The sequence below is a fragment of the Pseudomonas sp. genome (assembly GCF_050739775.1).
Taxonomy (GTDB): Bacteria; Pseudomonadota; Gammaproteobacteria; order Pseudomonadales; family Pseudomonadaceae; genus Aquipseudomonas.
The window spans coordinates 1-25,351 of record NZ_JBOICA010000014.1; the positions used below are offsets into that span (position 1 = coordinate 1).

General features: G+C 61.3%; 30 protein-coding genes. 25 read left to right on the top strand and 5 right to left on the bottom strand.

Translation table 11 applies throughout. The features are described from left to right. Positions 1-609 precede the first annotated feature (609 nt). Positions 610-933, bottom strand: coding sequence for a ferredoxin FdxA (gene fdxA, locus ACRESH_RS09210; RefSeq protein ID WP_431741698.1), 324 nt, complete (start codon positions 931-933; stop codon positions 610-612). Positions 934-1,073: 140 nt separating this feature from the next. Next, entirely contained in the window at positions 1,074-3,641 is a 2,568-nt protein-coding gene (gene mutS, locus ACRESH_RS09215) for a DNA mismatch repair protein MutS (protein WP_431741699.1), read from the bottom strand. A gap of 159 nt (positions 3,642-3,800) precedes the next feature. Here mutS and ACRESH_RS09220 point away from each other — a divergent pair, with 159 nt between their 5' ends. The 21 genes from ACRESH_RS09220 to recX all read left to right on the top strand — a co-directional run bounded on the left by ACRESH_RS09220 (position 3,801) and on the right by recX (position 19,908). After that, positions 3,801-4,544, top strand: coding sequence for a LexA family transcriptional regulator (locus tag ACRESH_RS09220; RefSeq protein ID WP_431741700.1), 744 nt, complete (start codon positions 3,801-3,803; stop codon positions 4,542-4,544). A 478-nt stretch (positions 4,545-5,022) separates the two neighbouring features. Then, a complete protein-coding gene (locus tag ACRESH_RS09225; protein ID WP_431741701.1) occupies positions 5,023-5,385 on the top strand; it encodes a phage holin family protein in 363 nt (120 codons plus the stop codon). Next, complete coding sequence (locus tag ACRESH_RS09230; protein ID WP_431741702.1) at positions 5,382-5,900, top strand: hypothetical protein; 519 nt, start codon at positions 5,382-5,384, stop codon at positions 5,898-5,900. Before ACRESH_RS09225 ends, ACRESH_RS09230 begins: the two co-directional genes overlap by 4 nt. Next, positions 5,897-6,457: a phage baseplate assembly protein V gene (locus ACRESH_RS09235; RefSeq protein ID WP_431741703.1), complete on the top strand. Its 561-nt coding sequence runs from the start codon at positions 5,897-5,899 to the stop codon at positions 6,455-6,457. The genes ACRESH_RS09230 and ACRESH_RS09235 overlap by 4 nt, the downstream gene beginning before the upstream one ends. A 70-nt stretch (positions 6,458-6,527) precedes the next feature. Then, positions 6,528-6,854: a GPW/gp25 family protein gene (locus ACRESH_RS09240; RefSeq protein ID WP_431741704.1), complete on the top strand. Its 327-nt coding sequence runs from the start codon at positions 6,528-6,530 to the stop codon at positions 6,852-6,854. Continuing rightward, on the top strand, positions 6,851-7,732 hold the full coding sequence (locus ACRESH_RS09245; protein ID WP_431741705.1) for a baseplate assembly protein: 882 nt from the start codon (positions 6,851-6,853) through the stop codon (positions 7,730-7,732). Before ACRESH_RS09240 ends, ACRESH_RS09245 begins: the two co-directional genes overlap by 4 nt. A gap of 1 nt (position 7,733) precedes the next feature. Then, positions 7,734-8,339 carry a phage tail protein I gene (locus ACRESH_RS09250; RefSeq protein WP_431741706.1) on the top strand — a complete coding sequence of 202 codons (606 nt, stop codon included), beginning with the start codon at positions 7,734-7,736 and terminating at the stop codon, positions 8,337-8,339. Next, positions 8,336-9,898, top strand: coding sequence for a phage tail protein (locus ACRESH_RS09255; RefSeq protein WP_431741707.1), 1,563 nt, complete (start codon positions 8,336-8,338; stop codon positions 9,896-9,898). The genes ACRESH_RS09250 and ACRESH_RS09255 overlap by 4 nt, the downstream gene beginning before the upstream one ends. Positions 9,899-9,901: 3 nt before the next feature. Continuing rightward, a complete protein-coding gene (locus ACRESH_RS09260; RefSeq protein WP_431741708.1) occupies positions 9,902-10,312 on the top strand; it encodes a phage tail assembly chaperone in 411 nt (136 codons plus the stop codon). Between the two features lie 83 nt (positions 10,313-10,395). Beyond that, complete coding sequence (locus ACRESH_RS09265; protein WP_431741709.1) at positions 10,396-11,562, top strand: phage tail sheath subtilisin-like domain-containing protein; 1,167 nt, start codon at positions 10,396-10,398, stop codon at positions 11,560-11,562. A gap of 16 nt (positions 11,563-11,578) precedes the next feature. Beyond that, a complete protein-coding gene (locus ACRESH_RS09270; protein WP_431741710.1) occupies positions 11,579-12,088 on the top strand; it encodes a phage major tail tube protein in 510 nt (169 codons plus the stop codon). 9 nt (positions 12,089-12,097) lie between these two features. Next, positions 12,098-12,400, top strand: a complete 303-nt coding sequence (locus ACRESH_RS09275; RefSeq protein WP_431741711.1) for a phage tail assembly protein — start codon at positions 12,098-12,100, stop codon at positions 12,398-12,400. Positions 12,401-12,540: 140 nt separating this feature from the next. Beyond that, a complete protein-coding gene (locus ACRESH_RS09280) occupies positions 12,541-14,502 on the top strand; it encodes a hypothetical protein (RefSeq protein WP_431741712.1) in 1,962 nt (653 codons plus the stop codon). Between the two features lie 9 nt (positions 14,503-14,511). Then, complete coding sequence (locus ACRESH_RS09285) at positions 14,512-15,357, top strand: phage tail protein (protein ID WP_431741713.1); 846 nt, start codon at positions 14,512-14,514, stop codon at positions 15,355-15,357. Continuing rightward, positions 15,332-15,538, top strand: a complete 207-nt coding sequence (locus tag ACRESH_RS09290; RefSeq protein ID WP_431741714.1) for a tail protein X — start codon at positions 15,332-15,334, stop codon at positions 15,536-15,538. Before ACRESH_RS09285 ends, ACRESH_RS09290 begins: the two co-directional genes overlap by 26 nt. Positions 15,539-15,608: 70 nt before the next feature. Then, positions 15,609-16,640 (top strand): phage late control D family protein, encoded by a 1,032-nt coding sequence (locus ACRESH_RS09295; RefSeq protein WP_431741715.1) that lies wholly within the window; start codon positions 15,609-15,611, stop codon positions 16,638-16,640. A 28-nt stretch (positions 16,641-16,668) separates the two neighbouring features. Continuing rightward, a complete protein-coding gene (locus tag ACRESH_RS09300) occupies positions 16,669-17,220 on the top strand; it encodes a glycoside hydrolase family 19 protein (RefSeq protein ID WP_431741716.1) in 552 nt (183 codons plus the stop codon). Further along, complete coding sequence (locus ACRESH_RS09305; RefSeq protein WP_431741794.1) at positions 17,217-17,717, top strand: lysis system i-spanin subunit Rz; 501 nt, start codon at positions 17,217-17,219, stop codon at positions 17,715-17,717. Before ACRESH_RS09300 ends, ACRESH_RS09305 begins: the two co-directional genes overlap by 4 nt. 59 nt (positions 17,718-17,776) lie before the next feature. Then, positions 17,777-18,259: a CinA family protein gene (locus ACRESH_RS09310; RefSeq protein ID WP_431741717.1), complete on the top strand. Its 483-nt coding sequence runs from the start codon at positions 17,777-17,779 to the stop codon at positions 18,257-18,259. 102 nt (positions 18,260-18,361) lie between these two features. Further along, positions 18,362-19,432, top strand: coding sequence for a recombinase RecA (gene recA / locus ACRESH_RS09315; protein ID WP_431741718.1), 1,071 nt, complete (start codon positions 18,362-18,364; stop codon positions 19,430-19,432). Between the two features lie 8 nt (positions 19,433-19,440). Then, positions 19,441-19,908, top strand: a complete 468-nt coding sequence (gene recX / locus ACRESH_RS09320; RefSeq protein WP_431741719.1) for a recombination regulator RecX — start codon at positions 19,441-19,443, stop codon at positions 19,906-19,908. 155 nt (positions 19,909-20,063) lie between these two features. Here the strand turns inward: recX and ACRESH_RS09325 are convergent, their stop codons facing one another. Beyond that, positions 20,064-21,182, bottom strand: a complete 1,119-nt coding sequence (locus ACRESH_RS09325; RefSeq protein WP_431741720.1) for an LOG family protein — start codon at positions 21,180-21,182, stop codon at positions 20,064-20,066. A gap of 394 nt (positions 21,183-21,576) precedes the next feature. On the opposite strand from ACRESH_RS09325, the gene ACRESH_RS09330 reads away from it, so the two are divergent. Then, on the top strand, positions 21,577-21,777 hold the full coding sequence (locus ACRESH_RS09330; protein WP_431741721.1) for a hypothetical protein: 201 nt from the start codon (positions 21,577-21,579) through the stop codon (positions 21,775-21,777). 2 nt (positions 21,778-21,779) lie between these two features. On the opposite strand, the gene ACRESH_RS09335 is transcribed toward ACRESH_RS09330, so the two are convergent. After that, entirely contained in the window at positions 21,780-22,196 is a 417-nt protein-coding gene (locus tag ACRESH_RS09335) for a quorum-sensing-regulated virulence factor family protein (protein WP_431741722.1), read from the bottom strand. Positions 22,197-22,448: 252 nt separating this feature from the next. Between ACRESH_RS09335 and ACRESH_RS09340 the strand changes: the two genes are divergently transcribed. From ACRESH_RS09340 to ACRESH_RS09350, 3 genes are all read left to right on the top strand, one after another. Continuing rightward, positions 22,449-23,159, top strand: coding sequence for a tRNA-uridine aminocarboxypropyltransferase (locus ACRESH_RS09340; protein ID WP_431741723.1), 711 nt, complete (start codon positions 22,449-22,451; stop codon positions 23,157-23,159). A gap of 161 nt (positions 23,160-23,320) precedes the next feature. Next, positions 23,321-23,971 (top strand): response regulator transcription factor ErdR, encoded by a 651-nt coding sequence (erdR, locus tag ACRESH_RS09345; RefSeq protein ID WP_431741724.1) that lies wholly within the window; start codon positions 23,321-23,323, stop codon positions 23,969-23,971. Positions 23,972-24,047: 76 nt separating this feature from the next. After that, on the top strand, positions 24,048-24,413 hold the full coding sequence (locus ACRESH_RS09350; RefSeq protein WP_431741725.1) for a diacylglycerol kinase: 366 nt from the start codon (positions 24,048-24,050) through the stop codon (positions 24,411-24,413). Here ACRESH_RS09350 and ACRESH_RS09355 read toward each other — a convergent pair. Next, positions 24,410-25,336, bottom strand: a complete 927-nt coding sequence (locus tag ACRESH_RS09355) for a LysR family transcriptional regulator (RefSeq protein ID WP_431741726.1) — start codon at positions 25,334-25,336, stop codon at positions 24,410-24,412. The genes ACRESH_RS09350 and ACRESH_RS09355 overlap by 4 nt on opposite strands. Positions 25,337-25,351 lie beyond the last annotated feature (15 nt).

Below are 25,351 nucleotides of genomic sequence, written 5' to 3' on the forward strand. Positions count from 1 at the left end.
CGTGGTTCGACAGGATGGGTCTGGTGCGTCTCTCATAACCTCAATCTCTCGAACCGCCCGGTGCGGACCCGCATGCCGGGTGGTGTGGCAGGGGCGCGGCCTATGAAGGCCGCCCCCTATGCCGATTGTGCCTGAAAGGAATGCTGTGGGGGTATTTCCTGGCGTTACAGCGGACACATCCGGGTTCAGTCGAAAGCGTCCACCACTGTTGGCACAGTTCTTTTTCGTGTAGGCCTTCGCTTACTCGTTATGTAGGAAATCGCAGTAGGCTTTAGTAAATCGTTGTCTTTTTCATTGTGAGTTTTTTTGTAACTCATTGATGTAGTGGGAATTTGTTGTTTGTTTCAGTAAGGTCTCCGCAGCTTTTTGAGAGCTTTGACCCGTTGCTGGAAATACTGCAGAGGCTAGTATCTTAACTGTGTCTACGGACTGACACAGGCTTTCAAGGATGACGGCCAAGGACATCGCAGGATGCGATTCATCAGGATGATGAAAGGGAACAAAGGGACTACGGAAAAAATGTGGGCGGGTTAAACCGCCCCTTTTTTTGCCCGCAATAAACATGAAAAAAGGCCCTCGCGAAGGGCCTTTTTTGTTGATCCGGGGCGCTTAGCGCTCCAGGTCGGCAATCTTGCCTGGCTTGCCATCCCACTCTGCGGCGTCTGGCAGCGAATCTTTCTTTTCGGTGATGTTCGGCCAGATTTCCGCCAGCTCGGCATTGAGCTCGATGAAGTTCTCCATGCCGCTCGGCACTTCGTCCTCCGAGAAAATGGCAACGGCGGGGCATTCAGGCTCGCACAGTGCACAGTCGATGCACTCATCCGGGTGAATGACCAGGAAGTTCGGGCCTTCGTAAAAGCAGTCCACCGGACAGACTTCTACGCAGTCGGTGTACTTGCACTTGATGCAGTTGTCGGTGACGACGAAGGTCATTTCTAGTTCTCTCCTCAGGCGACGGCAGCGATACCCTTCCAGACAGGGTCGCTCGGTTTGGTCGTTCGGCTGCAGGCCAGGCTAGTAACCTGCAGCACCGCCAAACCGCGCGGGATTCTATCAGCTTGTGCGGGCTCGCGTTATAACAGAGTCTTCAGTGTATAGAGCATTTCGATAGCTTGACGCGGCGTCATGTTGTCCAGGTCGAGCTTCCCGAGCTTCTCGATGGCCGGGTGTGGCAGGCTGGCAAACAGATCGCTCTGGTGCGGAACATCTGGCGCACCCTTGGGCAGCACAGGCATTTCATGGGGCAGGCTGGCGGTTTCCAGTCGGCCCAAGTGTTCGCGTGCGCGCTGGATGACTGGTGTCGGTACCCCAGCCAACTGGGCCACGGCCAGGCCGTAGCTCTGGCTGGCAGGCCCCGGCAGCACATGGTGGAGGAACACGATGCGCTCATTGTGCTCGGTGGCGTTCAAGTGCACGTTGGCCACCAGTGGCTCGTTCTCCGGCAGCACCGTGAGTTCGAAGTAGTGGGTGGCGAACAGGGTATAGGCACGCAGTTGCGCCAGGCGTTCTGCGGCGGCCCAGGCCAGGGACAGGCCGTCGAAGGTGCTGGTGCCGCGGCCGACTTCGTCCATCAGCACCAGGCTGCGGTCGCTGGCGTTGTGCAGGATGTTGGCGGTTTCGCTCATCTCGACCATGAAGGTCGAACGCCCACCCGCCAGGTCGTCGCTGGAGCCGATACGGGTGAAGATCCGGTCGACCAGTGACAACTCGCAACTGGCAGCCGGCACGAAGCTGCCGATATGCGCCATCAGTACGATCAGGGCGGTCTGGCGCATGTAGGTGGATTTACCGCCCATGTTCGGGCCGGTGATCACCAGCATGCGGGTGTTGTCGTCCAGCGCCAGGTCGTTGGCCACGAATGGCGTGGTCAGTACCTGCTCGACCACCGGGTGGCGGCCCTGAGTGATGCGCATGCACGGCTCGTCGACGAAGGACGGGCAGTTCAGGTCCAGGTTCAGCGCGCGCTCGGCGAGGTTGCTCAGCACATCCAGCTCGGCCAGGGCGGCGGCAGTGTCCTGCAGCGGTGCCAGATGGCCGATCAGGGTTTCCAGCAGCGCATCGTAGAGCATCTTCTCGCGGGCCAGGGCACGGCTCTTGGCCGACAGTGCCTTGTCTTCGAAGGTTTTCAGCTCAGGGGTAATGAAGCGCTCGGCGCCCTTGAGGGTCTGGCGGCGAATATAGTCGGCAGGCGCCTGCTCGGCCTGTTTGCTCGGCAGCTCGATGAAGTAGCCGTGCACGCGGTTGTAGCCGACCTTCAGGTTGGCAAGCCCGGTGCGCGCTTTTTCCCGCGCTTCAAGGTCGATCAGGAACTGGCCAGCGTTCTCGCTCATCGCCAGCAATTCGTCCAGTTCGCTGTCGTAGCCGGTCTTGAGCACGCCACCGTCGCGGATCACCGCGGGCGGGTTGTCGATGATGGCTTTTGCCAGCAGGTCGGCCAGCTCTGGATAAGTTCCGGCAATGGCCGCCAGCAGCGCCAGGTGTGGCGCTTCCAGTTCGGCCATGGCGCTCTGCAGCTCCGGCAGCGCGCCGAGGGCATCGCGCAGGCGCGCCAGGTCCCGTGGGCGGGCGTTGCGCAGGCCGATGCGGGCGAGGATCCGCTCGATATCGCCGATTTCCTTGAGCTGCGGTTGCAGCTTTTCAAAACGGTAGCTGTCGAGCAGGCAGCGAATCGAACCCTGGCGCGCTTGCAGCACCTTCAGGTCGCGCAGCGGACGGTTCAGCCAGCGGGTCAGCAGGCGGCTGCCCATGGCGGTCTGGCAGCGATCGATGACCGACTGCAAGGTGTTGTCGCGGCCACCGGCCAGGTTCACGTCCAGTTCGAGGTTGCGGCGGCTGGCGCCGTCGAGTACCACAGTGTCGTCCAGGCGTTCATGCTTGAGGCTGCGCAGGTGCGGCAGGGCAGTGCGCTGGGTTTCCTTGGCGTAGCCCAGCAGGCAACCGGCGGCGCCGATGGCCAGGGTCAGCTTCTCGCAGCCAAACCCCTTGAGGTCCTGGGTTGCGAATTGCTGGCACAGGCTCTTGCGCGCCGAGTCGCGGTCGAAATCCCAGGGCGCCCGACGGCGCGTGCCGCGGCGCTTCTCTGCGGGCAGGCCTTGGGGCCAGTCGTCGGGGATCAACAATTCCACCGGGTTGATGCGCTCAAGCTCGGCCAGCAGGTTCTCCCAGCCCTTGATCTCCAGCACCGTGAAGTTGCCGCTGGTGATATCCAGCACGGCCAGGCCGAACAGGCGCTCGTCACCCAGCACGGCGGCGATCAGGTTGTCGCGGCGCTCATCGAGCAGCGCCTCGTCACTGACCGTGCCCGGGGTGAGGATCCGCACCACCTGGCGTTCCACCGGGCCTTTGCTGGTGGCCGGGTCGCCGATCTGCTCGCAGATCACCACCGATTCGCCCAGCTTCACCAGCTTGGCCAGGTAACCTTCGGCCGCGTGAAAGGGGATACCACACATGGGAATCGACTGGCCCGCTGACTGCCCTCGGGCGGTCAGGGTAATGTCCAGGAGTTTTGCGGCCTTCTTCGCGTCTTCATAGAAGATTTCGTAGAAGTCGCCCATGCGGTAGAACATCAGTTGATCTGGGTGCTGGTTTTTCAGCCTCCAGTACTGTTGCATCATCGGAGTGTGTGCGGAAAGATCGCTCATTACAGAAACTTGGCTCACAGTGTCGTTTAGACCAAAGGCAAGCGCGCAATGGTACAGGGATTTTGCCCTCGATGCCGAGGCCAACAGCCCCGCCGCGACCATTTGTCCATGCATTTGCGTGCATATCGGCAATTGCATTTTGCATAAACCGGTTGCATTATGCGGGTTATGCAAAAACGCAACGTAGCATCTGTCTTGAGAGCGCTGCTCGACCGTCACGGTATCTCCCCCACGGAGCTGTACCGGCGTACCGGCGTGCCGCAATCCACCCTGTCGCGCATTCTCAGCGAGAAGATCGTCGATCCTTCCGACAAGCATGTGTCGAAGATCGCCGAGTATTTCGCTGTAAGCACCGATCAACTGCGCGGCCGCGTCGAGCTCGGTGAAAGCCGAGAGGCCGCGCCTGCACGCAGCCATGCCGAGTTGCGCGATATCAGCCTGTGGGATGACGACACGCCTGTCGAGGACGATGAGGTATCCATTCCGTTTCTTCGTGAGGTTGAGTTGGCAGCAGGATCAGGACGATTCGTCATTGAAGAAAGCGAGAAGGCCAGCCTGCGTTTTGGCAAGCGCAGCCTGCGCCATAACGGCGTGCAGTTTGACCAGGCCAAGTGCGTCACGGTGCGCGGCAACAGTATGTTGCCAGTGCTGCGTGATGGCGCCACGGTGGGGGTCAACGCTGGCAAGAGTGGCATTGGCGATATCGTCGACGGCGACCTGTACGCCATCAACCACAACGGCCAGCTGCGGGTGAAGCAGCTTTATCGCCTGCCTACCGGCATACGCCTGCGCAGCTTCAACCGCGATGAACATCCAGATGAAGACTACAGCTTCCAACAGATGCAGGAAGAGCAGATCAGCATCCTCGGCCATGTGTTCTGGTGGGGCATGTACGCTCGCTGATTCACACCCAGGTCGTCAGAAAACCCGCTTCGGCGGGTTTTTTTTCGTCTGCGGGAAAGCGCTTCAAGCCACGCGGGATAAGGCCTACATGCACTTTCGCATTTTCTTATGCATAAATATTTCCACAAGTGCATTGACAGCCTATGCATCAATGCATAATCTTTATCTCAAGCCGGTCGACACCGGCAGCGGCAAAGGCAGCGATGAACAGGCCTGAACTGTTCAGAGGGTTGGCAACTGGCCCGGGTGTGCAGCGTAAAGCACCACAAGCAGTTATCCGGCGGGCAGGCGGCCGCGGTCGGAGGAACAATTTGAAGCGGAGTTGCCCGGGTACCAGTCGTGGCGGGCGGTTCGACAACGCATTACTGAAAAGCCTGGGAGACCGGGCTTTTTGGAATGCCGAGTGATCGGCGCTTGAACATCAGAACAACCCCACCGGCCGCAAGCCTGAGTGGGATAGCAAAAAGGAGACAGGACAGTGACAAACGAACAACAGACGTTGCTGGAAATGCCGATCTGGTTGGTGGTCGTCCTGGCATTGCTGGGCGGAGTGTCCGGCGAGATGTGGCGTGCGGACAAGGCGGGCGCCCATGGCTGGGCGTTGTTTCGGCGGCTGGTATTGCGCTCGGGAGCCTGCATGGTGTGTGGCGTCTCGACAGTGATGCTGCTGTACGCCAGCGGGCTGTCGATCTGGACTGCCAGCGCTTTTGGTTGCCTGACCGCGATGGCTGGCGCCGATGTCGCCATCGGCTTGTATGAGCGATGGGCGGCCAAACGCTTGGGGCTGGAGCAACCGGCAGCGGGGCAAGCGGGTGGTTGTGAACGGGAGGACCGCCAATGAGCGAATTGCAGACCTTGCACGGTGCCATCACCGCGACAATCAAGGCCGCCATGCCTCAGTTTGAAACCGTTGAAGCCTATGCAACAGCGGACCAGAACACAGCGCTTCCGGCGCTGATTCACGCCGTCACCGGCCTCAAGCCGGGAGCTGATCCGGGCGATGGTCGCGCTTGCGTCCTGGCAACCTTCGAAGCGTGCATCCTGGTCGACGCCAGCCATCCACAGGCAGCATTGCAGGCGGCCATGCTGGCAACGCGACTGACAGTTCTGTTGCGCCAGCAGTTCTGGCAAATGGACTTTGTCGAAGCAGTGAAAAGTGTTCAGGCCTTACCTGTTCAACCTACCACAGCCTCGACTCACCCAATCATCTGGCGGGTGCAGTGGGAGCAGGCTCTGTACCTGGGCGCCGCGCAATGGTCATGGCCCGATGAGCCGGGCCCGCTGGCCTTTGCGTTCAGCCCCGATACCGGTCCAGGCCACGAAGCGGGCTACCAGTCACCGGAGGACATGCAATGAGTTACGCCAGCGCCATGCATGACCGCATGCTCGCCGGCCTGGTCATTCCCTGTCGGGTGGTGGCGGTGGATCTTGCCGCCGCCCGGGTAAGGGTTTGCGATGGTGTCGGCTGGACCAGCACCTGGCTGCGCTGGCACAGCCAGGCCGCCGGCAAGGCCCGCCACTGGCGCGCGCCGAGTCTTGATGAGCAGGGGGTGTTGGTCAGCCCAAGCGGCGAACCTGCGCAAGGTACCTTTGTGCCAGGCCTTTACGGCAACGCCGGCGCGCCACCGGACAACCGCGACCATGTCGAGGTCTGGCGCTTCGAAGATGGCGGCTCGCTGGTCTACGACTGGCAGGCCAGCAGCTACACCATTGACCTGCCCGGCGGCATCCTGACCCTCAGGGTCGGTGGCAGTTCGGCAGTGGTTACCGCCGAGTCCATTGATGTTAAAGCCACCAATATTTCCTTGACCGGTGAGGTGCAGATCAACGGGCCGTTACGGGTAACGGGCGACATCCTTGGCGGCGGCAAGATCATCGACACCGCTGGCAACACCGCCAATCACAAGCACTGAAACCAGCCCGCCGACGCGGGCTTTTTTACGCCTGGAGCAACCATGGTCACACAAAAGAAGGAGTAAGCCGATGATCGGAGTGAATCGCCGTACCGGCGCATCGCTGTCGGGCATCGAGCATGTGCGCCAATCCATTGAAGACATCCTGACCACACCGCTGGGCAGCCGGCGCATGCGCCCGGCCTATGGCAGCGCGCTGCGACGCTTTGTCGATCTGCCGGTCAATGACGGCTGGAAAAGCGCAGTGCAGGCCGAGGTGGCGCGTTCTCTCAGCCGTTGGGAGCCGCGCCTGAAACTGGAGCGGGTCCGGGTGCTGGCGGTGGTGGGCGGGCAGATCACCTTGCAGCTCAGCGGGCAGTACCTGGGCGATAGCCGGATGCTGGAGGTGACGGCATGAGTAGTCTGGATCTGTCGGCGCTGCCCGCGCCGCAGGTGCTGGAAGACCTCGATTTCGAGGCCATTTTCCAGGATGACCTGGCGACCTTCCGGTCGCACATGGGCGAAAACTGGGACGCGTTGCTGGAGAGCGATCCGGTGACAAAACTGCTGGAAGTCGGCGCCTATCGCAAGCTGCTCAACCGGGCGCGGGTCAATGACGCCGCCAAGGCCTTGCTGCTGGCTTATGCCCAAGGCACTGACCTGGACCAACTCGCCGCTAACGTGCGCCTTGAGCGGCTGGTCGTGCAAGCCGAGAACCTGAGCTCGGTGCCGCCGACGTCCAAGGTACTTGAGGAGGACCAGGCCCTGCGTGAGCGGGTCCAGCTGGTCTATGAAGGCCTGAGCACCGCAGGGCCACGCAATAGCTACATCTTGCATGCGCGCAATGCGTCCGGGCTGGTGGCCGACGCCACGGCGCAAAGTCCTTCGCCTGCCCAGGTGGTGGTCACGGTGCTGGCGCTTGAAGGAAACGGCAGTGCCGGGCCTGAGCTGCTGGAGGTTGTTCGGCTCAAGCTCAATGATGACGACATACGCCCCGTAGGTGATCGACTCACGGTGCAGAGCGCAGAGGTGTTGCGCTACCGCATCGACGCCGTGGTGCACATGAGCGGCAGCGGCCCGGAAATCGAGGCAACGCTGGCCGAATGCAAGCGCCGCCTGCAGGCCTGGGTCAATCCCCGTCGACGTCTGGGCGTTGAGGTGGCGCGCTCGGGTGTGGATGCCCAGTTGCACATCAACGGCGTGAGCCGGGTCGATCTGAACGACTGGACCGACATTCGCCCAACCCAGGCGCAAGCGGCCTGGTGCGAAGGGATCACCGTGACGCGGGGGGGCTGACATGGACAGCCTGCTCCCGCTCAACAGCAGCGCCCTTGAACAGGCCATCGAGGCGGCTGGCTTTGAAACCACCGAGATTCCACTGCGTGCGCTGTACAGCCCCGACACCTGTCCGGCGCACTTGCTGCATCAACTGGCCTGGGCCTGGTCAGTGGACCGCTGGGACGATACCTGGTCCGAGGCCATCAAGCGCTCGGTGATTCGTTCGGCGTTCTACGTGAATGCGCATAAAGGCACCATCGGCGCTTTGCGCCGGGTGGTCGAGCCGCTGGGCTATCTGATCGAGGTTCGCGAGTGGTGGCAGGGCGTGCCCGAGGGCGTGCCGGGCACTTTCGAGCTGCAGGTGGGGGTGTTGGATACCGGCATCACCGAGGAAATGTATCAGGAGCTGACGCGGCTGATCGATGACGCCAAGCCGGTCAGCCGTCACCTGATCGGCCTGGCCATTTCCTTGGCCAGCACCGGCTACATGCGGTTGGGCGTGGGCCTGTATGAGGGCGAGGAAATCGACGTTTACCCGCCCATGTCACACGACATCGAGGTCAGTGGCAGCTTTGGCCATGTTGGCTGTGAACATCAAATCGAATATCTGGATGTGTACTCATGACTACTGCGAACAGTCAGTTTTTCGCCATCCTCACGGCAATAGGCGAGGCCAAGCAGGCCAACGCCAATGCCCTGGGCGTGCCCTGGACGTTTTCCCAACTGGGGGTTGGCGATGCCAACCTGACCGACCCGCTGCCTTCCCGCGAGCAAACCCGGCTCATCAACGAGCGGCGCCGGGCACCGCTGAATCAGCTCAAGGTCGATCCGGCCAACCCGAACCTGATCATTGCCGAGCAGGTGATTCCGCCAGATGTCGGTGGCTGGTGGATTCGCGAAATCGGCCTCTACGATGCAGATGGCGATCTGGTAGCGGTGGCCAACTGTGCGCCGAGTTTCAAGCCGTTGCTCAGTCAGGGCACGGGCAAGACTCAGGTGGTGCGGTTGAACATCATCGTCACCAGCACGGCCAATGTGCAGCTCAAAATTGACCCGTCGGTGGTCCTGGCGACGCGCAAGTATGTTGATGAGGTGCTGATCAACGTCTTGCCAGCCAACAAGACCGCAGGCACCTGGGCCCGTGTCAGGACCAATGACCGGGGCCTGGTGGTCGAGGGTGACAACCCGTTGACGCTGGCTGGCAATGGCATCACCGACGCTTACACGCGTGAGCAAGTCGACGCCATCATTGCCCAAGCTTCGGCGTTGCCGGTCGGCGCTATGGTGGCATTCCCCAGGGAGTCGGTGGCGCCGGGCTTCCTTGAGGTTGATGGCAGCGTGAAGAGCATCGCTGTCTATCCCGATCTGGCTGCCTACCTGGGGACTACGTTCAACAAAGGTGATGAGGGCGCTGGTAACTTCCGGATGCCTGAGTCGCGCGCCGAGTTCCTGCGGGGCTGGGACCATGGGCGCGGGGTGGATGTTGGTCGAGCTATTGGGACGTACCAGCTAGACGACTTCAAGTCGCACACCCATGACTTGACTGCTACCCCTACTAACTGGGGTGGCCGTACAGACACGCTGTCTGGCGGCACCGGCATCTACGTTTCAAACTCACCTACTACCAAGGTCAGCGCTGCAACTGGTGGCACTGAAACCCGTCCGCGAAACTTTGCGGCGATGTGGTGCATCAAGGCCTGGAACGCACCGGTGAACCAGGGGCAGATCGATGTCGCAGCATTGGCCGCCCAACTCGGCCAGGCCACCGAGGTGAAGCCCGGCATCGCCAAGGTCGCGACCCAGGACCAGGCCAACGCTGGCGATAGCGATGAGGTGATGATCACCCCGAAAAAGCTACGCAAAGGGGTGACGCTTTTTCGAAGCGGCAAGGCATTTTGCTTGGCTCTACCAACCTGGCTGGGCGGCTACATCCTTCAGGTCGGAAAGACCGCGCCGGGCTCCGTCAGCCCAAGCGGCCAGTCATTTACTGCTGCTTGGCCGGTGACGTTCCCGAATGAGTGCATCTTCGCCGCAGCGAGCTGCGATACCACCGGCGCCACGTCAAACTCGATCAGCTCATCAGTCTTCAATGTCGCGCCGGAAACCGTGGGGATTGCACTCACCAATAGCAGCGCAGGCGCGCTACTCACGAACGGAACCTTCTACTTCGGTATTGGACGGTAATCCATGCACTTTTCAATCGATAGACAAGCGTTCTACAGCACGAAGCTCGGCGGAGTGATGCCGAGTGATGCGATCGAAATCACTGATGAGGACTATCGCGCGCTGTACGACGGGCTCATGCAGGGCAAGCGCGCCCAGCGAATTGATGGGCTGTTCGTGTTCGCTGATCTGGCTGTGTACCCGGCGCCTTCTGAGCGCGCCTGGCGTGACGCCGAGCTGGCCAACCTGGTCTGGTTGCGTGACCGTCACCGCGATCAACTGGAGATAGGCGCTGCCACCACCCTGACCGCCGAGCAGTTCACCGAGCTGCTGACGTACATGCAGGCCCTGCGCGACTGGCCCCAGTCGGAGCAGTTCCCCGAGATCGAGCACCGCCCCGTGGCGCCGCCGTGGATCGCCGAACAAACCCAATAGAACTCGCACTGTCGGTGCTTCTTCTTTCCCGCAACACACTTTGGCCCTGCACTGCAGGGCCTTTTCATTTCTGGAGCATGTTCATGAGTGGATTTTTTCACGGCGTTACCGTAACCAACGTCGACACCGGCGCACGTACCATTGCGCTGCCATCGTCCTCGATCATCGGCCTGGTCGACACCTTTACCGAAGGTCCGACGGCCAAGGCCAAGGCCAATGAGCTGGTACTGATCACCAGCGAGCGAGAGGCCATCGCCGCCTTCGGCGCGAATGCGGCAATCACCAAGGCCTGCCAGGCCATCTACAGCCGCGCCAAGGCAGTCATCGTCGCCTGCGGCGTAGCCAAGCTTGAGGATGCTGCCGAGCAGACTTCGGCGATTATCGGCGGGGTATTGGCCGACGGCAAACGCACTGGCCTGCAGGCGCTACTCGACGGCAAAAGCCGCTTCAACGCCCAGCCGCGCCTGCTGGTGACCCCAAAGCACAGCGCGACCCAGGCTGTCGGTACTGCGCTGGTGGCCCTGGCTGACAAGCTGCGTGGCCTGGCCATCCTCGATGGTCCGAACACTACCGACGAAGCGGCAATTGCCTATGCCGAGAACTTCGGCGCCAAGCGCGCTTTCCTGGTCGATCCGGGGGTCAAGTACTGGGACACCACGGCAGACGCCACAGTCGACGCGCCGGCCTCGGCCTGGGTCGCCGGCCTGTTTGCCTGGACCGACAGCGAGTACGGCTTCTGGGCGTCGCCGTCGAACAAGGAGTTTGTCGGCCTAACCGGCACCAGCCGCGCCATCGAGTATCTGGACGGCGACGCCACGTGTCGGGCCAACCTGCTCAACAACGCCAACATCACCACGATCATTCGTGATGACGGTTACCGCCTGTGGGGCAACCGCACCCTGAGCAGCGACCCGAAATGGGCCTTCGTCACCCGCGTGCGGACCATGGACATCGTCATGGACGCCATCCTCTACGGCCACAAGTGGGCGGTCGACCGCTCGATCACCCGCACCTATGTCAGTGATGTCACCGAAGGCCTGCAGGCCTTTATGCGTGATCTCAAAGCCCAGGGCGCGATCATCAATTTCGAGGTGTTCGCCGATCCTGAGCTGAACACCGCCAGCCAGCTGGAGCAGGGCAAGGTGTACTGGAACATCCGTTTCACCGACGTGCCGCCAGCCGAGAACCCGAACTTCCGTGTCGAGGTCACCAACCAGTGGTTGACCGAAGTCCTCGACCAAGCCGCTTAATCAAGGAGCAACAAGCATGGCAATGATTCCCGAAACCCTGGCGAACCTGAACCTGTTCGTCGATGGCGTCAGCTTTCAAGGCGACGTCCCCAGCCTGACCCTGCCCAAGCTGACCCTGAAGATGGAAGAGCACCGTGCCGGCGGCATGGACATGCCCATCGAGCTCGACATGGGCATGGAAAAACAGGAGGCCGGGTTCGTCACCACCGGCGTACGCCGCGAGTCGCTGAAGTTCTTCGGTCTGGCTGACGGCTCGGCCTTCAACGGTACCTTCCGTGGCGCGTTCAAAGGCCTCAAGGGCAGCGTTACCCCGCTCATCGTGACCCTGCGTGGGGCATTGAAGGAAGTCGACATGGGCGACTGGAAGTCTGGCGACAAGGCTGAGATCAAACACAACGTCGCGTTGACCTACTACAAGCTGGAAGTGGACGGTCGCCTGGTTTACGAAATCGATCCGCTGGGTATGAAGCGGGTCATCAACGGTGTCGACCAGCTCGCCGCCCAACGTTCGGCCCTGGGCCTGTAAGGAGATCCCATGAATCAGGCAAACAAGACGCCGAGCTGGTTGGCGGTGAGCACCGAACGCGTGGTTGTGACCCTTACCAAGCGGTCCGAGGCCAATGGTGTGCAGGTCGACAGCCTGTCCCTGCGTGCACCCACGGTGCGTGACATTCGTGCCGCGCAATCGGCTGCGAATAGCGACGACGAACAGCGTGAGCTGAACCTCTTCGCCTCGCTGGCCGAAGTGGGCGTCAAGGACCTCGAAGGGCTTGCCCTGAAAGACTACAGCCGCTTGCAGGCCGGGTATTTTCGCCTGGTGCAAGACGACGAGGTTTGACCCCGCCGTGCAGAAAGCGGCGGCAAAGCGGCTCGCCAAGGAGCTGAATTTTTCCGCCGCCGAAATCATGACCATGTCGTTCAGCGACATGGTCTGGTGGCTCACGGATTAAGCCTGTGGCGTGGCTATAGGGGAATCAGATGGCGAGCAATCCGGCATTGAAACTGGAGCACGGTGCTGCCGTGGCGTTTACGGTAGGCATCGCGTTCAAGTCGGTCGAAGACCGAATCAAGAAAAATACCAAGGTAGTGGAGAACATTTTCGCTGAAGTCTTTCGCCTGCGTAACGAGGTGAAGCCTGCACCGAGCAGTGGCGTTAACGAGGTGGGCGTGTTGCGACCGTACCTGCAAGCAACGCTCAACCTGCTTCAGCAACAGCTCGTTGCGCTGCGTCAGCAGCACCAGGTACCGGTATCGGTGGGGCAGACTGGCACACCGGCAAAAGCGGAAGTACCTGAGCGGGATAACCTGAAGGTCTTCGAGGGCCTTGCGCTGATCGGCCAGCCGGTAACGATTGGGCGGGCGATGGTGTTACCTGCTCAGATCAGCGCGCAATACCAGAAGATCACCCGCGACATTGCGATCAGCGCGGGAGTAGCTGACGGTGTTGCACCTTCGCAGCAAGAGCAGAAAGTGATCGGCACAGTGAGCGCGATCAACGAGGCTGCCGGGATGGAGCGTAACCAGGCGGCCACTTTGATCAAACAGCTGTACGGCACCGGCATGGGGCTGGACAAGGTCTTGGCCTACGCCCCCGTGGCGGCCAGGTTTTCGGTTGGGCAGGATGCCTCGACCGATGACACAGCACGCTTGATCGGCGAGTTGCAAAACAACCCGAAGATCAAAGGGCCGGCTGAATTGGAAAAGGCGCTGGAGTACATCGTGTTCCAGCGCAAGGGAACGGGCGAGGGCGTTACTGACAGCTTGTCCGCGTCGCAGAATCAGGGCCTGGACCAGGCGCTCGACAGCACTCAGCCCGAGGGTGGCAAAGGTATCCTCGACAGGGACCTGATCTCGCGGCGTGGGACTTCTGATCGACGCTTGAGCGAAGCGTCCGACGCAGTTGACGACTCGCTCCGCAGCCTGGGTGATTCCATTCGACCGTTGTCGGACGGATTGGCCGAGGGGATCACCGCCACGGCAAAAGCATTCACCGGCGCCCCGGATGCAATCAAGTGGTTGATCACCGGGGCCACGGTTCTCGGTACGGCTTTCCTGGCGCTCAAAGGACGTGGATGGTTCAAGGGCACACCGATCCCGGAAGGGGCTGGTAACGGCCCAGGGCAGGGCACCGATTTGTCGAAGGTGTTCGTGCTCAACGACCCGCTCAATGTAGTCGTGGTCAATGCCGGCGACATCGGTTGCTGCATGGGCCCGCGGGGGCGTGAACGAAAACCTCCCTCCCGGAGCGGAAGAAAGGCGCCGCAACGTCAGTCGCCCTCATCGAGACGGCGCGGGCGTTCTCGCTCGGCACCTGCTCCATCCGCGCCGCCGACCAAACCGCCGGCACCCAACCGTTCGGTGAGTACTGCGGGCAAGATCGGCGCCGCGATCAAGGAGGTTCGTGGCCCTGCGGTTCTGGAGGCGGGGATCAAGGGCGTCGCTACGCTTGTGACTGCCGATACCCCTGAAGAGAAGGCCGAGGGTTACGGTGCTGCCGCTGGCGGTTTGGTCGGATCGGTGCTGGGTGGGATGCTTGGGGCATTCGTGCCGGTGATCGGGCCGCCGATTGGCGCCTTGCTCGGCGGCATGGCGGGCGATGCAATAGGTGGCTGGCTGGGTAAGAAGATGGTGGCACCCCGCGATGAGCCAGCGCCAGCCGCTACACAACCGGGTGACGTGGTGCGTTCGCTGGAGAGTACGCTGCCCGTCCCGGCCCCTCTGGCAACGCTCAGCCAATCGACGGGGCCGCAGCCTGGCCCACCGCAACAGGTCAGTCAGCAGTTCACCTTCACCCCGAGCATGCCCATCACCATTCAGGGCAGCGTCAGCGATCCGATGCTGCTTGCCCAGAATCTGCAAGCCATGGTCCGCCGTGAGTTCGAGGAGTTGATGCGCATGGCGACCGCGCGGCAACTGTCCGATATCCCCCACGTCAACTAAGGAGCGCTCATGAACTACATGCAACAGCTGCAGTCGTCGCTGCGCTACCTAGTGGCGGCAGGGCAGGCGGGGCGGCGCAGTGCCGATGAAATGCTGGCGCCGATGAATGGTGCGGTCAGTGACATCACCGGTGCTGTGGCCGAGCTTGAAGGCATTCCCTTTGTCGGTCCGCTGATCGGCGCCAAGCTGCAACGCACGATGCGCGCTATTTATAGCGCGCAAGCGACGGTCAATCAGGTTTCGGCCAAATATGACCAGGCGCTGGCGGTGGTGGTCCAGGTTCAGGACCGGGTTCAGGCCTTCGGTGAGCAGGTGGACAAGGCCGCGGCAAAGATCAACCAGATTGCCGGCAAGATCAGTCCGTCGCTGAGCAACATCCTGCCCAGCGGCAGTTTCGCGCCTCCTGTTAGCCCGGCCGCGGAAGCGGTCAAACCTTTCCCTCATTTGTTGATCCTGCAACCGCTGGATGGCAAATCACCGGGTTACTACTTCAACCTCGACACCGCCGCTTTCGAAGAGCTGCGGCGCCAGACCAGCTTTCGCTGGGTCGGCCAGGAGCGCCTGACGCGCAGTGCCGCCCAGCAGGCGGTGAGTCTGGGTGAGGAAAAAATCAATATCAGGGGGGCGATATTCCCGGCGCTCAAGGGCGGCCTTGGTCAGTTGCAGACGTTGCGCAGCATTGGCCGGTTACTGCGGCCACTGAGCCTGATCACCGGCTATGGTGAGGTGCTGGGCAACTGGTGCCTGACTGGCATCGATGAAGAGCAGAGCTACCTTTTGGCTGGCGGCATTCCCCGAAAACAGGCTTTCACACTGGAGTTTGTGAGCTATGGCGACGACCTGCAGAACCTCTGAGGGGGACTTGCTCGACACCTTGTGTCAGCACTACTACGGGCACCTGAACGGCAGCGTCGAGGCGGTGCTCAATGCCAATCAAGGCCTGGCCGACGAACCGCAGCCGTTTCACACCGGGGTGCTTATCCAACTGCCGGAACTGACCAGCGCTGCCGATGCCACGGTGCAGCTATGGGATTGACGCTCCGGCGTTACCTGCAACCGGCCGACCCCGCCTTGTGCGGGGTCGGCTTTTTTCTGGAGCATGAGCCATGCAACCTGTGTTTCGTATCGTCGCCGACGGCAACGACATCACTGCCGTGATCAACGACCGGCTGTTGCTGCTGCGCACCTCGGACAAACCAGGGATGGAGTCGGACGATTTCGAGCTGCGCATCGATGATCGCGACGGCGCGGTGACCCTGCCCGCACGCGGGGCGCTGATCGAGATTCATCTGGGCTACGCCGGCCAGACACTGACCCGTCTGGGGCGCTACACCGTGGATGAAGCCGAGCTGTCCGGCCCCCCCGATAGCGTGATCATTCGTGGCAAGGCCAGTGACATGCGTGGTACCGGCAAGACCACGCGCAGCGGCAGTTGGGAGAACGTCCCGTTGCAGCAGATCGTGCGCGATATCGCCGCGCGCAATGGCTGGCAGCCGGGGTGTCCAGTGCTGACCAAGGTGCTGCGGGTCGATCAGTTCAACGAATCGGACTTCAACTTCATCACCCGCCTGGCCAAGCAGTACGACTGTACCGCCAAGATCGGCGACGGCACCTTGTTGGTGTTGCCGCGTCAGGGCGGGCAGAGCGCCAGCGGCAGGGCCCTGGGCGTTGTCAGCCTGCGCCGCGCCGATGTCACGCGCTGGCAGTTTCGCCTGGCTGACAAGGGGACGTACAAGGCCGTGCAGACCCGGTATCAGGACCTGCGCAGCGGTCAGCTCAAGGTAGTCGACCTGGCCAACGACGAAGCGCCGCAGGGCATGGTGCCAGTTCACACCGACCGCCATCTCTATCCGGACCAGGCGTCGGCGCAGCAGGCGGCCAAGGCCAGGCTGGCGGCGCTCAACCGCAGCACGGCCAATGTGCGTCTGGACATGCCAGGACGCAGCGATGTGTTCACTGAGCGGACGGTCGATCTGAAAGGTTTCAAGAACGGACTTGATGGGGAGTACTTGGTGGAGTCGGTGGAACAGGTTTTCAGCGCTTCTGGCTGGACAACCACGGTCGAGTGCAATGGCGGCAAGCAGGGCAAGGCCAAGGTCAAGGGCGCCAAGCCGCGCAAGACCGGCGCTTCGCGTTGAATGGACTGGTGATACAAGCGAGGTAGCTATGGAAATAACTGAAAAAACGCTGTTGTCGATTTTCCCCAACGCCCGCCAGCAAGCGGGCGTTTTTGTTCCTGCGTTGAATGCCGCCATGCAGCGTTGGGAAATCGATTCCCCGCGGCGCATGTCGGCTTTCCTGGCGCAGGTCGGCCATGAGTCCGGCCAGCTGCGTTATGTGAAAGAGCTGGGTGGTGAGCGCTACCTGTCGCGTTATGACACCGGCAACCTCGCCCTGCGTTTGGGCAATACCTCCGAAGCCGATGGCGATGGCCAGTTGTATTGCGGCCGCGGCCTGATCCAGGTCACCGGCCGCAACAACTACCACGCCTGCAGCATGGCGCTGTTTGGCGACGAGCGTTTGCTGGCGCTGCCGCAGCTACTTGAACAACCCCAATGGGCGTGTGAGTCGGCGGCCTGGTTCTGGCATTCGCGTGGGCTCAATCAGCTCGCCGATCGTGGCGAGTTCAACCGTATCACTCGCCACATCAATGGCGGGCTCAATGGCCTTGAGGATCGTCTGAAATTCTGGGCACGGGCCCGCGAGGCACTGTGTTGAGCCGCTTGCGGGTCGTGCTCGTGATGATGCTGTTGCTGCTGATTGCAGTGCTGACTTGGCAGGTTCAGGCATGGCGATACGGCACGCAGTTGGCACAGCAGGCGCGCGCCCACGCCCAGGAGCGCCAGCAACAGGCCGAGGCCTTGGCCAGCCAGCAGCTTGGCGAGCGTCAGCAGCGTCAGGTACTGGAGCAGCAGATACAGGCCAACGACCAATCCCATTATCAGGAGCTACTTGATGCGCAACAGACTCAAGCTCGCCTGCGTGACCGCCTGGCTACTGCTGATCTGCGGCTGTCAGTCCTGGTCGCAGGTGACGCCGGCGGTTGTTCCGGTCTGCCTGCCAGCACCGGCACCGGCAGCCTGGATCATGACCCCATACGCGCCCGACTTGAGCCGGCGCATGCTCGACGAATTGTCGCCATCACCGACCACGGCGATCAGGGACTGATCGCCCTGCGTGCCTGCCAGGCTTATGTGCGGGCGCTGCAGCGCTGAGGATTTGTACCGGACGGCAGCTGGTGTAGGGTAGGCGACAGTCTTTCAAGGAGCTTGCCATGGACCCGATCACTGCGCTTTCCGCCCGCCTGGGCGAACACCTGCGGCGCTTCAATGCCCAGGTGACCACCGCCGAATCCTGCACCGGCGGCGGCATCGCTGAAGCCATCACGCGGATTCCGGGCAGTTCGGCCTGGTTTGAAGCCGGCTATGTCACCTATTCCAATGCGCAGAAGACCCGCCAGTTGGGCGTACCTGAAACCTTGTTCGCCCAGGTCGGGGCGGTCAGCCAGGAAGTGGTCGAGGCCATGGTCCGCGGTGCCCAGGCCGCCAGCGGCGCCCGCTTCGCCGTGGCGGTCAGTGGTGTGGCCGGGCCGGACGGCGGCTCACCGGCGAAACCGGTGGGTACCGTATGGCTGGCCTGGGCCGATGGCAGCCATGTCAGCACCGAGCACAGGCACTTCGACGGCGACCGCGACGAGGTACGCCGACAAACGGTAATCGCCGCGCTAGAGGGCTTGTTACAGCTTGGTGCAGAGTAAATCGCAATTCGGGGGTAGGCGGGAAGAAAACCCTGTGGAATAATACTGGCTACTTATACAGGTGTTCTGGCCGTCAGGCCCTATCGATTACGTGAGGACTCAATGGACGACAACAAGAAGCGCGCCTTGGCTGCGGCCCTGGGGCAAATCGAGCGTCAATTCGGTAAAGGCGCGGTCATGCGCATGGGCGACCACGAGCGTCAGGCGATTCCGGCCATTTCCACCGGCTCCCTGGGCCTGGACATTGCCCTGGGCATTGGCGGTCTGCCAAAAGGCCGTATCGTCGAGATCTACGGTCCTGAGTCGTCCGGTAAAACCACGCTGACCCTGTCGGTCATCGCCCAGGCCCAGAAGATGGGCGCTACCTGCGCCTTCGTCGACGCCGAGCATGCTCTCGATCCCGAGTACGCCGGCAAGCTGGGTGTGAATGTCGACGATCTACTGGTCTCGCAGCCTGACACCGGCGAACAGGCCCTGGAAATCACCGACATGCTGGTGCGTTCCAACGCCGTTGACGTGATCATCGTCGACTCCGTGGCCGCCCTGGTACCCAAGGCCGAAATCGAAGGCGAAATGGGCGACATGCACGTGGGCCTGCAAGCCCGCCTGATGTCCCAGGCGCTGCGCAAGATCACCGGTAACATCAAGAACGCCAACTGCCTGGTGATCTTCATCAACCAGATCCGCATGAAGATCGGCGTGATGTTCGGCAGCCCGGAAACCACCACCGGTGGTAACGCGCTGAAGTTCTACGCTTCGGTCCGTCTGGACATCCGCCGTACCGGCGCGGTGAAGGAAGGCGACGAAGTGGTCGGCAGCGAAACGCGGGTCAAGATCGTCAAGAACAAGGTGGCGCCTCCTTTCCGTCAGGCTGAATTCCAGATCCTCTACGGCAAGGGCATCTACCGCAACGGTGAGATCATCGACCTCGGCGTGCTGCACGGCTTCCTGGAGAAATCCGGCGCCTGGTACAGCTACCAGGGCAGCAAGATCGGTCAGGGCAAGGCCAACTCGGCCAAGTTCCTCCAGGAAAACCCGGAAATCGCCGCCACCCTCGAGAAGCAGATCCGCGACAAACTGCTCAATGCAGGTGCTGTTGAGGCTGCTGGTAAGGCTGCTGCGGTTAGTGTCGAACCTGAAGACGACCTGGCAGACGCCGAAGCCGGCTACTGATCGTTCCCATGTCCGTCGTACTCGACACTCCCGTCGCCGTAAGGCGGACAGCCATGGACCTGCTCGCACGTCGCGAGCACGGTCGAGTCGAGCTGACGCGCAAGTTGCGTCAGCGCGGCGCTCCCCCCGAATTGATTGACCAGGAACTCGACCGCTTGACGGAAGAGGGCCTGCTCAGTGAAGCCCGTTACCTGGAAAGCTTCATCAGCTATCGCTCGCGTTCCGGCTACGGCCCTGCACGCATTCGCGAAGAGCTGGGCCAGCGCGGCCTGCAACGCGGCGATATCGACCAGGCCCTGCGCGAGAGCGGTGTGGATTGGGCGGGGCAGTTGCAGGATGTCTGGCAGCGCAAATTTTCCGGTCAGTTACCCATCGATCCGCGCACCCGCGCACAGCAAACCCGTTTTCTGGTCTACCGTGGCTTTTCCATGGAGATGATCGGCCGCCTGTTGAGCGGCCGAGGGCTGGACGACTAGGGTTTGTACAAAAGTCGCCGAGCGGCGATCAGGCAAGGCGAAAACAGGCGAGGAAGCGGAGTTTACTGGCTGTAAATGAGCATTCCGAGCCTGTTTTCAACGCAGCATGATCGACGCGCAGGCACTTTCGTACAAGGCCTAGCCGCGCACCAGTGTCAAGTGACCTTCAGTGCTTCGCGGGCGTGTTGTGTGGTGTGCATCGGCTCGGGCTTGGCCCAGTTTTCCGACAGATTGATGAAGTCCACCAGCTCGCGCAGGCGCCCCTGGTCACGGCCATTGAAGGCGAAGGTCAGGCGTGTCAGGTGGCTGAACCTGGGCTCGTCGTGGTGTTCGCCAGCATAGGCGTGCTGATGGTATTGGCCGCTCAGGCGCAGGTCGGCAAAACCATCCTGAAGATCGAGCAACGCGCCCCCGCTGAGCGGGTGGTGCATGCGGATCACGAACTGGTTTTTCAACCAGCGGCTGGAGTGGTAGTTGCGGTAGAACTGGTTGATCTCCTCCACGGCTTCTTCGGCACTTTGCACCAGGCGCAGCAGCTTCAGGTCGCTGGGCAGGATGTAGCGGTTTTCTTCCAACTGCCGGGTAATGAAATTCAGTGCGTCTTGCCAGAAGTTGCCGCCCGGGGAATCCAGTAGCACCACAGGCACCAGCGGGCTCTTGCCAGTCTGGATCAGGGTAAGGACTTCCAGCGCTTCGTCCAGGGTGCCGAAGCCACCCGGGCAGAGCACCAGGGCATCGGCCTCCTTGACGAAGAACAGCTTGCGCGTGAAGAAGAAGTGAAACGGCAGGAGCTTGTCGGTGCCGTCTACGGTGGCGTTGGCATGCTGTTCGAACGGCAGGGTGATGTTAAAGCCCAGGCTGTGATCGACGCCTGCGCCTTCGTGAGCAGCGGCCATGATGCCGCCGCCAGCGCCGGTGATGACCATCAGGTTCGAACGGGCCAGAGTCGCACCCAGTTCCCTGGCCAGTGCGTACATGGGGTGTTCGATCGGGGTGCGGGCTGAACCGAACACGGTGACCTTGCGCCGGCCCTTGTACTGTTCGAGGGTGCGGAAGGCATGGTCCAGCTCGCGCAGGGCTTGCAGGGTGATCTTGGCGTTCCAGCGGTTGCTGTCGTCCTGGGCCATGCGCAGGACGGTCAGAATCATGTCACGGTACAGCGGCAAGTTGGGGCTCTCAGGTGCAACCAGCTTCAGTTGTTCTTCCAGCTTGCTCAGGTCTATTCCGTTGTTCTTGAAATGACTCGATAGCAGTTCGTTCGGTTGGTAAGGCATTCAACGTCTCCTTCTGCAGCAAAACCTCTGACCGGATCTTTGGGGTTCCGGCCGCGACACTGCGTGTGTCGCTGGCTGCCGTGGCCCGAGTGTGCGCCTCGGGCATTGCAGTAGACCTGCAAGGTCTTAGTGCAGTGATAATGGGCTCTTTGTTGTTTTCGCTCAGCAATGCTGATGCAAGGCGTCGGCAGGCATCCCCCTGTGCGAGCCCAAGAATGGGCAGACGCTTGCTATCAATCTAGACCCTGGCGGGTGTTTATGCCGAAAGGATCTTCACTGTATCGGGTAAGAAGAGGAATTGAACACAGACCGCTCGTCAGCCGGGATCCAATCCTGGTGTGGGTCTGGTTAACTGGAAGTCCGAGCGACTGTCGCGGTGCAGGGAGGCTGTCACATGCAACGGCTTAATCTGGAGCTCGATGCACAGCTGTTCGAGCTGCTCGAGCGCTCGGCCCAGGCGAATAACCTGAGCCTTGAAGAAGAGTGCCTGCGTCGCTTGGGGGGTGGGGTGCGGCACTCACGTTACGTCCAGGCCCTGGTGGCTGAACTGCGCGCCGATGAAAAGCAGCGGCGCGACAGCGAGCAACTGGTTTAGGCTTACTTGGTAATCTTAAGGCCGCAGCTGGCGGCATTGAAGGCCTGCTCACCCACCAAACGGTTGGTCTTGTACTCGGTGAAGCGATAGGTCAGCACTGCGCCTTTGGTGAGCAACTGGCGAAAGCCGGTGTTCTTGCAGATGCTGTCACCCAATTGGCTGCGCACCCTGTTCGGGTCGGCTTGCATCTTTTCGGCATGGCTGGCACGCACGCTCAGGTGGTTGATCAGTTGCTTGCCTTCGACGGTATAACCCTGGTCAAGGATGTCTTCGTTGATCGCTCGCGGCGTGCCCACGCTGCTTTCCGTGGCAACTTTTTGCAGCATCTTGCTTAGCTCGTATTCCTGCTTGGAGGCAGCATTGGCAGCCAAGGGCAGGGTGAGCAGCAAGCTCAGGGACGGGGCGATGAAACGCAACATGAATTTCTCCTGGTTCGGTAACTGGCGATTGGACCGGCAACTGCGCACGGTGTTCCCTCACGCACGTAGTCGTGGTGCCAGCGGGTAGCGACAGGGGGAGGATTATAGGGAGTCGGCACGCTGGCTGCACAGCAAATACCGTCTGCCCACGGGCAGGCTCTGATAAACTGGGGCGGATTTCCTGTCTTGCCGAGTTCGCGCAGTGCCATCCCTTTCTTGCCTACCCCTTTCTTGTCTACGCAGTCTGCTGCCATGAGCCATGCCGTATCGCGCCTGCGCGCCGAGCGCCTGGCGCGCAGTGTCAAACCTTTCGTTGCTCGTGGATCACGGGCGCCACGCTGTCCGCAGTGTCGGGTGATTTTCAGCCATTGCCTGTGTGCCTGGCGTCCGCAGGTGCCGTCCGATTCGGCCATGTGCCTGTTGATGCACGACACCGAGCCATTGAAGCCGAGCAACACCGGCTGGCTGATCGCCGACTTGATTGGCGACACCTCGGCGTTCGGCTGGCAGCGTACTTCGGTCGATGAAACCTTGCTGGCCTTGCTCGATCAGCCGCACTGGCAGCCTTACATCGTCTTTCCCGGTGAGTTCGTTGCGCCGCAAAGAGTGGTCAGCGAGGTGGTACGCGAGCCTGGCAAGCGGCCTTTGTTCATCCTGCTCGATGCTACCTGGACCGAGGCACGCAAGATGTTTCGCAAGAGCCCTTACCTGGATCGCTTCCCGGTACTCAGCCTGCAGCCCGAGCAACTGTCGCGCTACCGCTTGCGCCGTTCCAAGCGTGACGATCATTTCTGCACCGCCGAGGTAGCGGCCATGTGCCTGGAGCTGGCCGGCGACCAGCGCGCTGCGCAGGCCCTGGGTGCTTACCTGGATGTGTTCAGTACGCACTACTTGAGTGCCAAGCACCAATGGCCAGTGGATGAACAGGATGCGGTACACCAGCGTTTGCATACCTTCCTATAGTACAAGGGGCAGGTGCTGCACATTGCGTCATAATGGGCAGGCTGGCGACCATGGCGTGCTTACCGCGACCGGGCAATCAACTTGACCACCCGGTCCTGGCTCGGCATCCTTGGCGCCGATTCTTCCTCGCTGCGCTTGCACAGAACAGGACCATTAGATCGATGGCCACATACGAAATCCTGATTGCCGATGACCACCCGCTGTTTCGCAGTGCCCTGCGCCAGGCTGTTACCTTGGGCCTGGGCCCGGATGTACGTCTGGTAGAAGTGGCGAGCATCGCCGAACTGGAAACCCATCTTACCGAAAAGTCCGATTGGGACCTGGTGCTGCTGGACCTGAACATGCCCGGTGCCTATGGATTCTCCGGCCTGGTCCTGCTGCGCGGGCAGTACCCACAGATTCCGGTGGTGATGGTCTCGGCGCAGGAAGAAGCCGCAGTCGTGGTGAAATCACGCGAATTCGGCGCCAGCGGTTTCATTCCTAAGTCCAGCCCCCTGGAAGAGATCCAGGAAGCGGTGCACAAGGTGCTCGACGGTGACGTCTGGTGGCCACCGCAAGCCTTCGAGAAGGTCGATGTGTCGGCTGAAGCCAAGGCCGCCAGCGAAGGCTTGGCCAGCCTCACGCCGCAGCAGTTCCGCGTGCTGACCATGGTCTGTGAAGGTTTGCTGAACAAGCAGATCGCTTATGAACTGAGCGTCTCGGAAGCCACCATCAAGGCCCACGTAACCGCAATCTTCCGCAAGCTCGGCGTGCGTACCCGGACTCAGGCCGCACTGCTCTTGCAACAACTGGAATCGGTTTCAACGAGTTGAGGCTACTGCCTTCACTGTTTTTTGACCCGACCTACACTAGGCTGAAACGCATTTTCAGTGGATGAAGTGACCTTCTATGTCATCGCCTTTCAAGGGCCAGACCGGCCTCAAACGTATTATCAACGCTGCCGGCTATTCGTTTGACGGTCTGCGCGCGGCCTTTACCGGTGAAGCGGCTTTCCGCCAACTGGTGTTGCTCAATGTGGTGCTGATCCCGTTGGCGTTCTGGCTGCAGGTCAGCCGTGCCGAACGGGCAATCCTGATCGCGGTGTGCCTGCTGGGCCTGATTGTTGAATTGCTCAACTCGGCGGTCGAGGCGGCGATCGACCGGATTTCCCTGGACCGTCACCCACTGTCGAAAAATGCCAAGGATATGGGCAGCGCCGCCCAGCTCGTCGCCCTGACGATGGTGGCGCTGGTCTGGGCGGTGATCCTTCTCTAGGCAATGCTGGGCAGGACAATTTCATCGCTGCGCTGCACGCCAGCGGTAAAGCTGCGGCACAGTTCGAGGAACTCGCGCATGGCAGAGGTCTGGTACTTCTGCTTGTGCCAGATGAAGTAGAACTGCCGGGCCAGGTCCAGCTCTGGTGTTTCCACTGCCACCAGGCTGCCGCGACGAAATGCGTCGCGCAATGCCAGGCGTGAGATACAGCCGATGCCCAGGCCCGACTCTACGGCGCGCTTGATGGCTTCGGTGTGCTCAAGCTCCAGGCGGATGTTCAGGTTGGAGCGGTGATGGCGCATCGCCTGGTCAAAGGTCAGGCGGGTGCCGGAACCCTGTTCGCGCAGAATCCAGGCTTCGTGGGTCAGTTCTTCCAGGCTGGCCTGGCCGCGGCGGGCCAACGGGTGCTGCGGCGCACAAAACACCACCAGTTCGTCCTCAACCCAAGGTTGTACTTCAAGATCTGGATGGTTGCAGTCGCCTTCGATTAGACCCAGATCAATTTCATAATGGGCAACCTGGTGCACGATATTCGCAGTGTTCTGCACATGCAGCTTGACCTGACTTTCCGGGTGGACCTGCATGAAACTGCCGATCAGCAGCGTGGCCAGGTAATTGCCGATGGTCAGGGTGGCGCCGACCGCCAGGGAGCCGAAGCCGGACTTGCCGTTGAGCAGGTCTTCGATTTCCTTGGCCTGGTCGAGCAGGGCCACTGCCTGTGGCAGCAGTTGATGACCCAGGGCGTTGAGGCTCAGGCGTTTGCCGGCACGGTCGAACAGCTGGCAGCTGGACTGGCGCTCAAGTTCGGTGATCGAGGTACTGGCGGCCGACTGCGATAACGCCAGTATTCCCGCGGCTCGTGAGACGCTTTGATGCTGGGCTACGGCGACGAACACCTGGAGCTGACGAAGGGTAAATCGCATATCTATATAACCGAT

Coding starts and splice junctions, on each gene's coding strand:
- ACRESH_RS09270 (WP_431741710.1), top strand. CDS start 11,579: ATGGCAATGATTCCCGAAACCCTGGCGAACCTGAACCTGTTCGTCGAT.
- erdR (WP_431741724.1), top strand. CDS start 23,321: ATGGCCACATACGAAATCCTGATTGCCGATGACCACCCGCTGTTTCGC.
- ACRESH_RS09255 (WP_431741707.1), top strand. CDS start 8,336: ATGACTACTGCGAACAGTCAGTTTTTCGCCATCCTCACGGCAATAGGC.
- ACRESH_RS09235 (WP_431741703.1), top strand. CDS start 5,897: ATGAGTTACGCCAGCGCCATGCATGACCGCATGCTCGCCGGCCTGGTC.
- ACRESH_RS09290 (WP_431741714.1), top strand. CDS start 15,332: ATGGCGACGACCTGCAGAACCTCTGAGGGGGACTTGCTCGACACCTTG.
- recA (WP_431741718.1), top strand. CDS start 18,362: ATGGACGACAACAAGAAGCGCGCCTTGGCTGCGGCCCTGGGGCAAATC.
- fdxA (WP_431741698.1), bottom strand. CDS start 933: ATGACCTTCGTCGTCACCGACAACTGCATCAAGTGCAAGTACACCGAC.
- ACRESH_RS09245 (WP_431741705.1), top strand. CDS start 6,851: ATGAGTAGTCTGGATCTGTCGGCGCTGCCCGCGCCGCAGGTGCTGGAA.
- ACRESH_RS09335 (WP_431741722.1), bottom strand. CDS start 22,196: ATGTTGCGTTTCATCGCCCCGTCCCTGAGCTTGCTGCTCACCCTGCCC.
- ACRESH_RS09265 (WP_431741709.1), top strand. CDS start 10,396: ATGAGTGGATTTTTTCACGGCGTTACCGTAACCAACGTCGACACCGGC.
- ACRESH_RS09295 (WP_431741715.1), top strand. CDS start 15,609: ATGCAACCTGTGTTTCGTATCGTCGCCGACGGCAACGACATCACTGCC.
- ACRESH_RS09300 (WP_431741716.1), top strand. CDS start 16,669: ATGGAAATAACTGAAAAAACGCTGTTGTCGATTTTCCCCAACGCCCGC.
- ACRESH_RS09240 (WP_431741704.1), top strand. CDS start 6,528: ATGATCGGAGTGAATCGCCGTACCGGCGCATCGCTGTCGGGCATCGAG.
- ACRESH_RS09285 (WP_431741713.1), top strand. CDS start 14,512: ATGAACTACATGCAACAGCTGCAGTCGTCGCTGCGCTACCTAGTGGCG.
- ACRESH_RS09355 (WP_431741726.1), bottom strand. CDS start 25,336: ATGCGATTTACCCTTCGTCAGCTCCAGGTGTTCGTCGCCGTAGCCCAG.
- ACRESH_RS09230 (WP_431741702.1), top strand. CDS start 5,382: ATGAGCGAATTGCAGACCTTGCACGGTGCCATCACCGCGACAATCAAG.
- ACRESH_RS09260 (WP_431741708.1), top strand. CDS start 9,902: ATGCACTTTTCAATCGATAGACAAGCGTTCTACAGCACGAAGCTCGGC.
- ACRESH_RS09325 (WP_431741720.1), bottom strand. CDS start 21,182: ATGCCTTACCAACCGAACGAACTGCTATCGAGTCATTTCAAGAACAAC.
- ACRESH_RS09250 (WP_431741706.1), top strand. CDS start 7,734: ATGGACAGCCTGCTCCCGCTCAACAGCAGCGCCCTTGAACAGGCCATC.
- recX (WP_431741719.1), top strand. CDS start 19,441: ATGTCCGTCGTACTCGACACTCCCGTCGCCGTAAGGCGGACAGCCATG.
- ACRESH_RS09330 (WP_431741721.1), top strand. CDS start 21,577: ATGCAACGGCTTAATCTGGAGCTCGATGCACAGCTGTTCGAGCTGCTC.
- ACRESH_RS09275 (WP_431741711.1), top strand. CDS start 12,098: ATGAATCAGGCAAACAAGACGCCGAGCTGGTTGGCGGTGAGCACCGAA.
- ACRESH_RS09280 (WP_431741712.1), top strand. CDS start 12,541: ATGGCGAGCAATCCGGCATTGAAACTGGAGCACGGTGCTGCCGTGGCG.
- ACRESH_RS09350 (WP_431741725.1), top strand. CDS start 24,048: ATGTCATCGCCTTTCAAGGGCCAGACCGGCCTCAAACGTATTATCAAC.
- mutS (WP_431741699.1), bottom strand. CDS start 3,641: ATGAGCGATCTTTCCGCACACACTCCGATGATGCAACAGTACTGGAGG.
- ACRESH_RS09340 (WP_431741723.1), top strand. CDS start 22,449: ATGAGCCATGCCGTATCGCGCCTGCGCGCCGAGCGCCTGGCGCGCAGT.
- ACRESH_RS09220 (WP_431741700.1), top strand. CDS start 3,801: ATGCGGGTTATGCAAAAACGCAACGTAGCATCTGTCTTGAGAGCGCTG.
- ACRESH_RS09310 (WP_431741717.1), top strand. CDS start 17,777: ATGGACCCGATCACTGCGCTTTCCGCCCGCCTGGGCGAACACCTGCGG.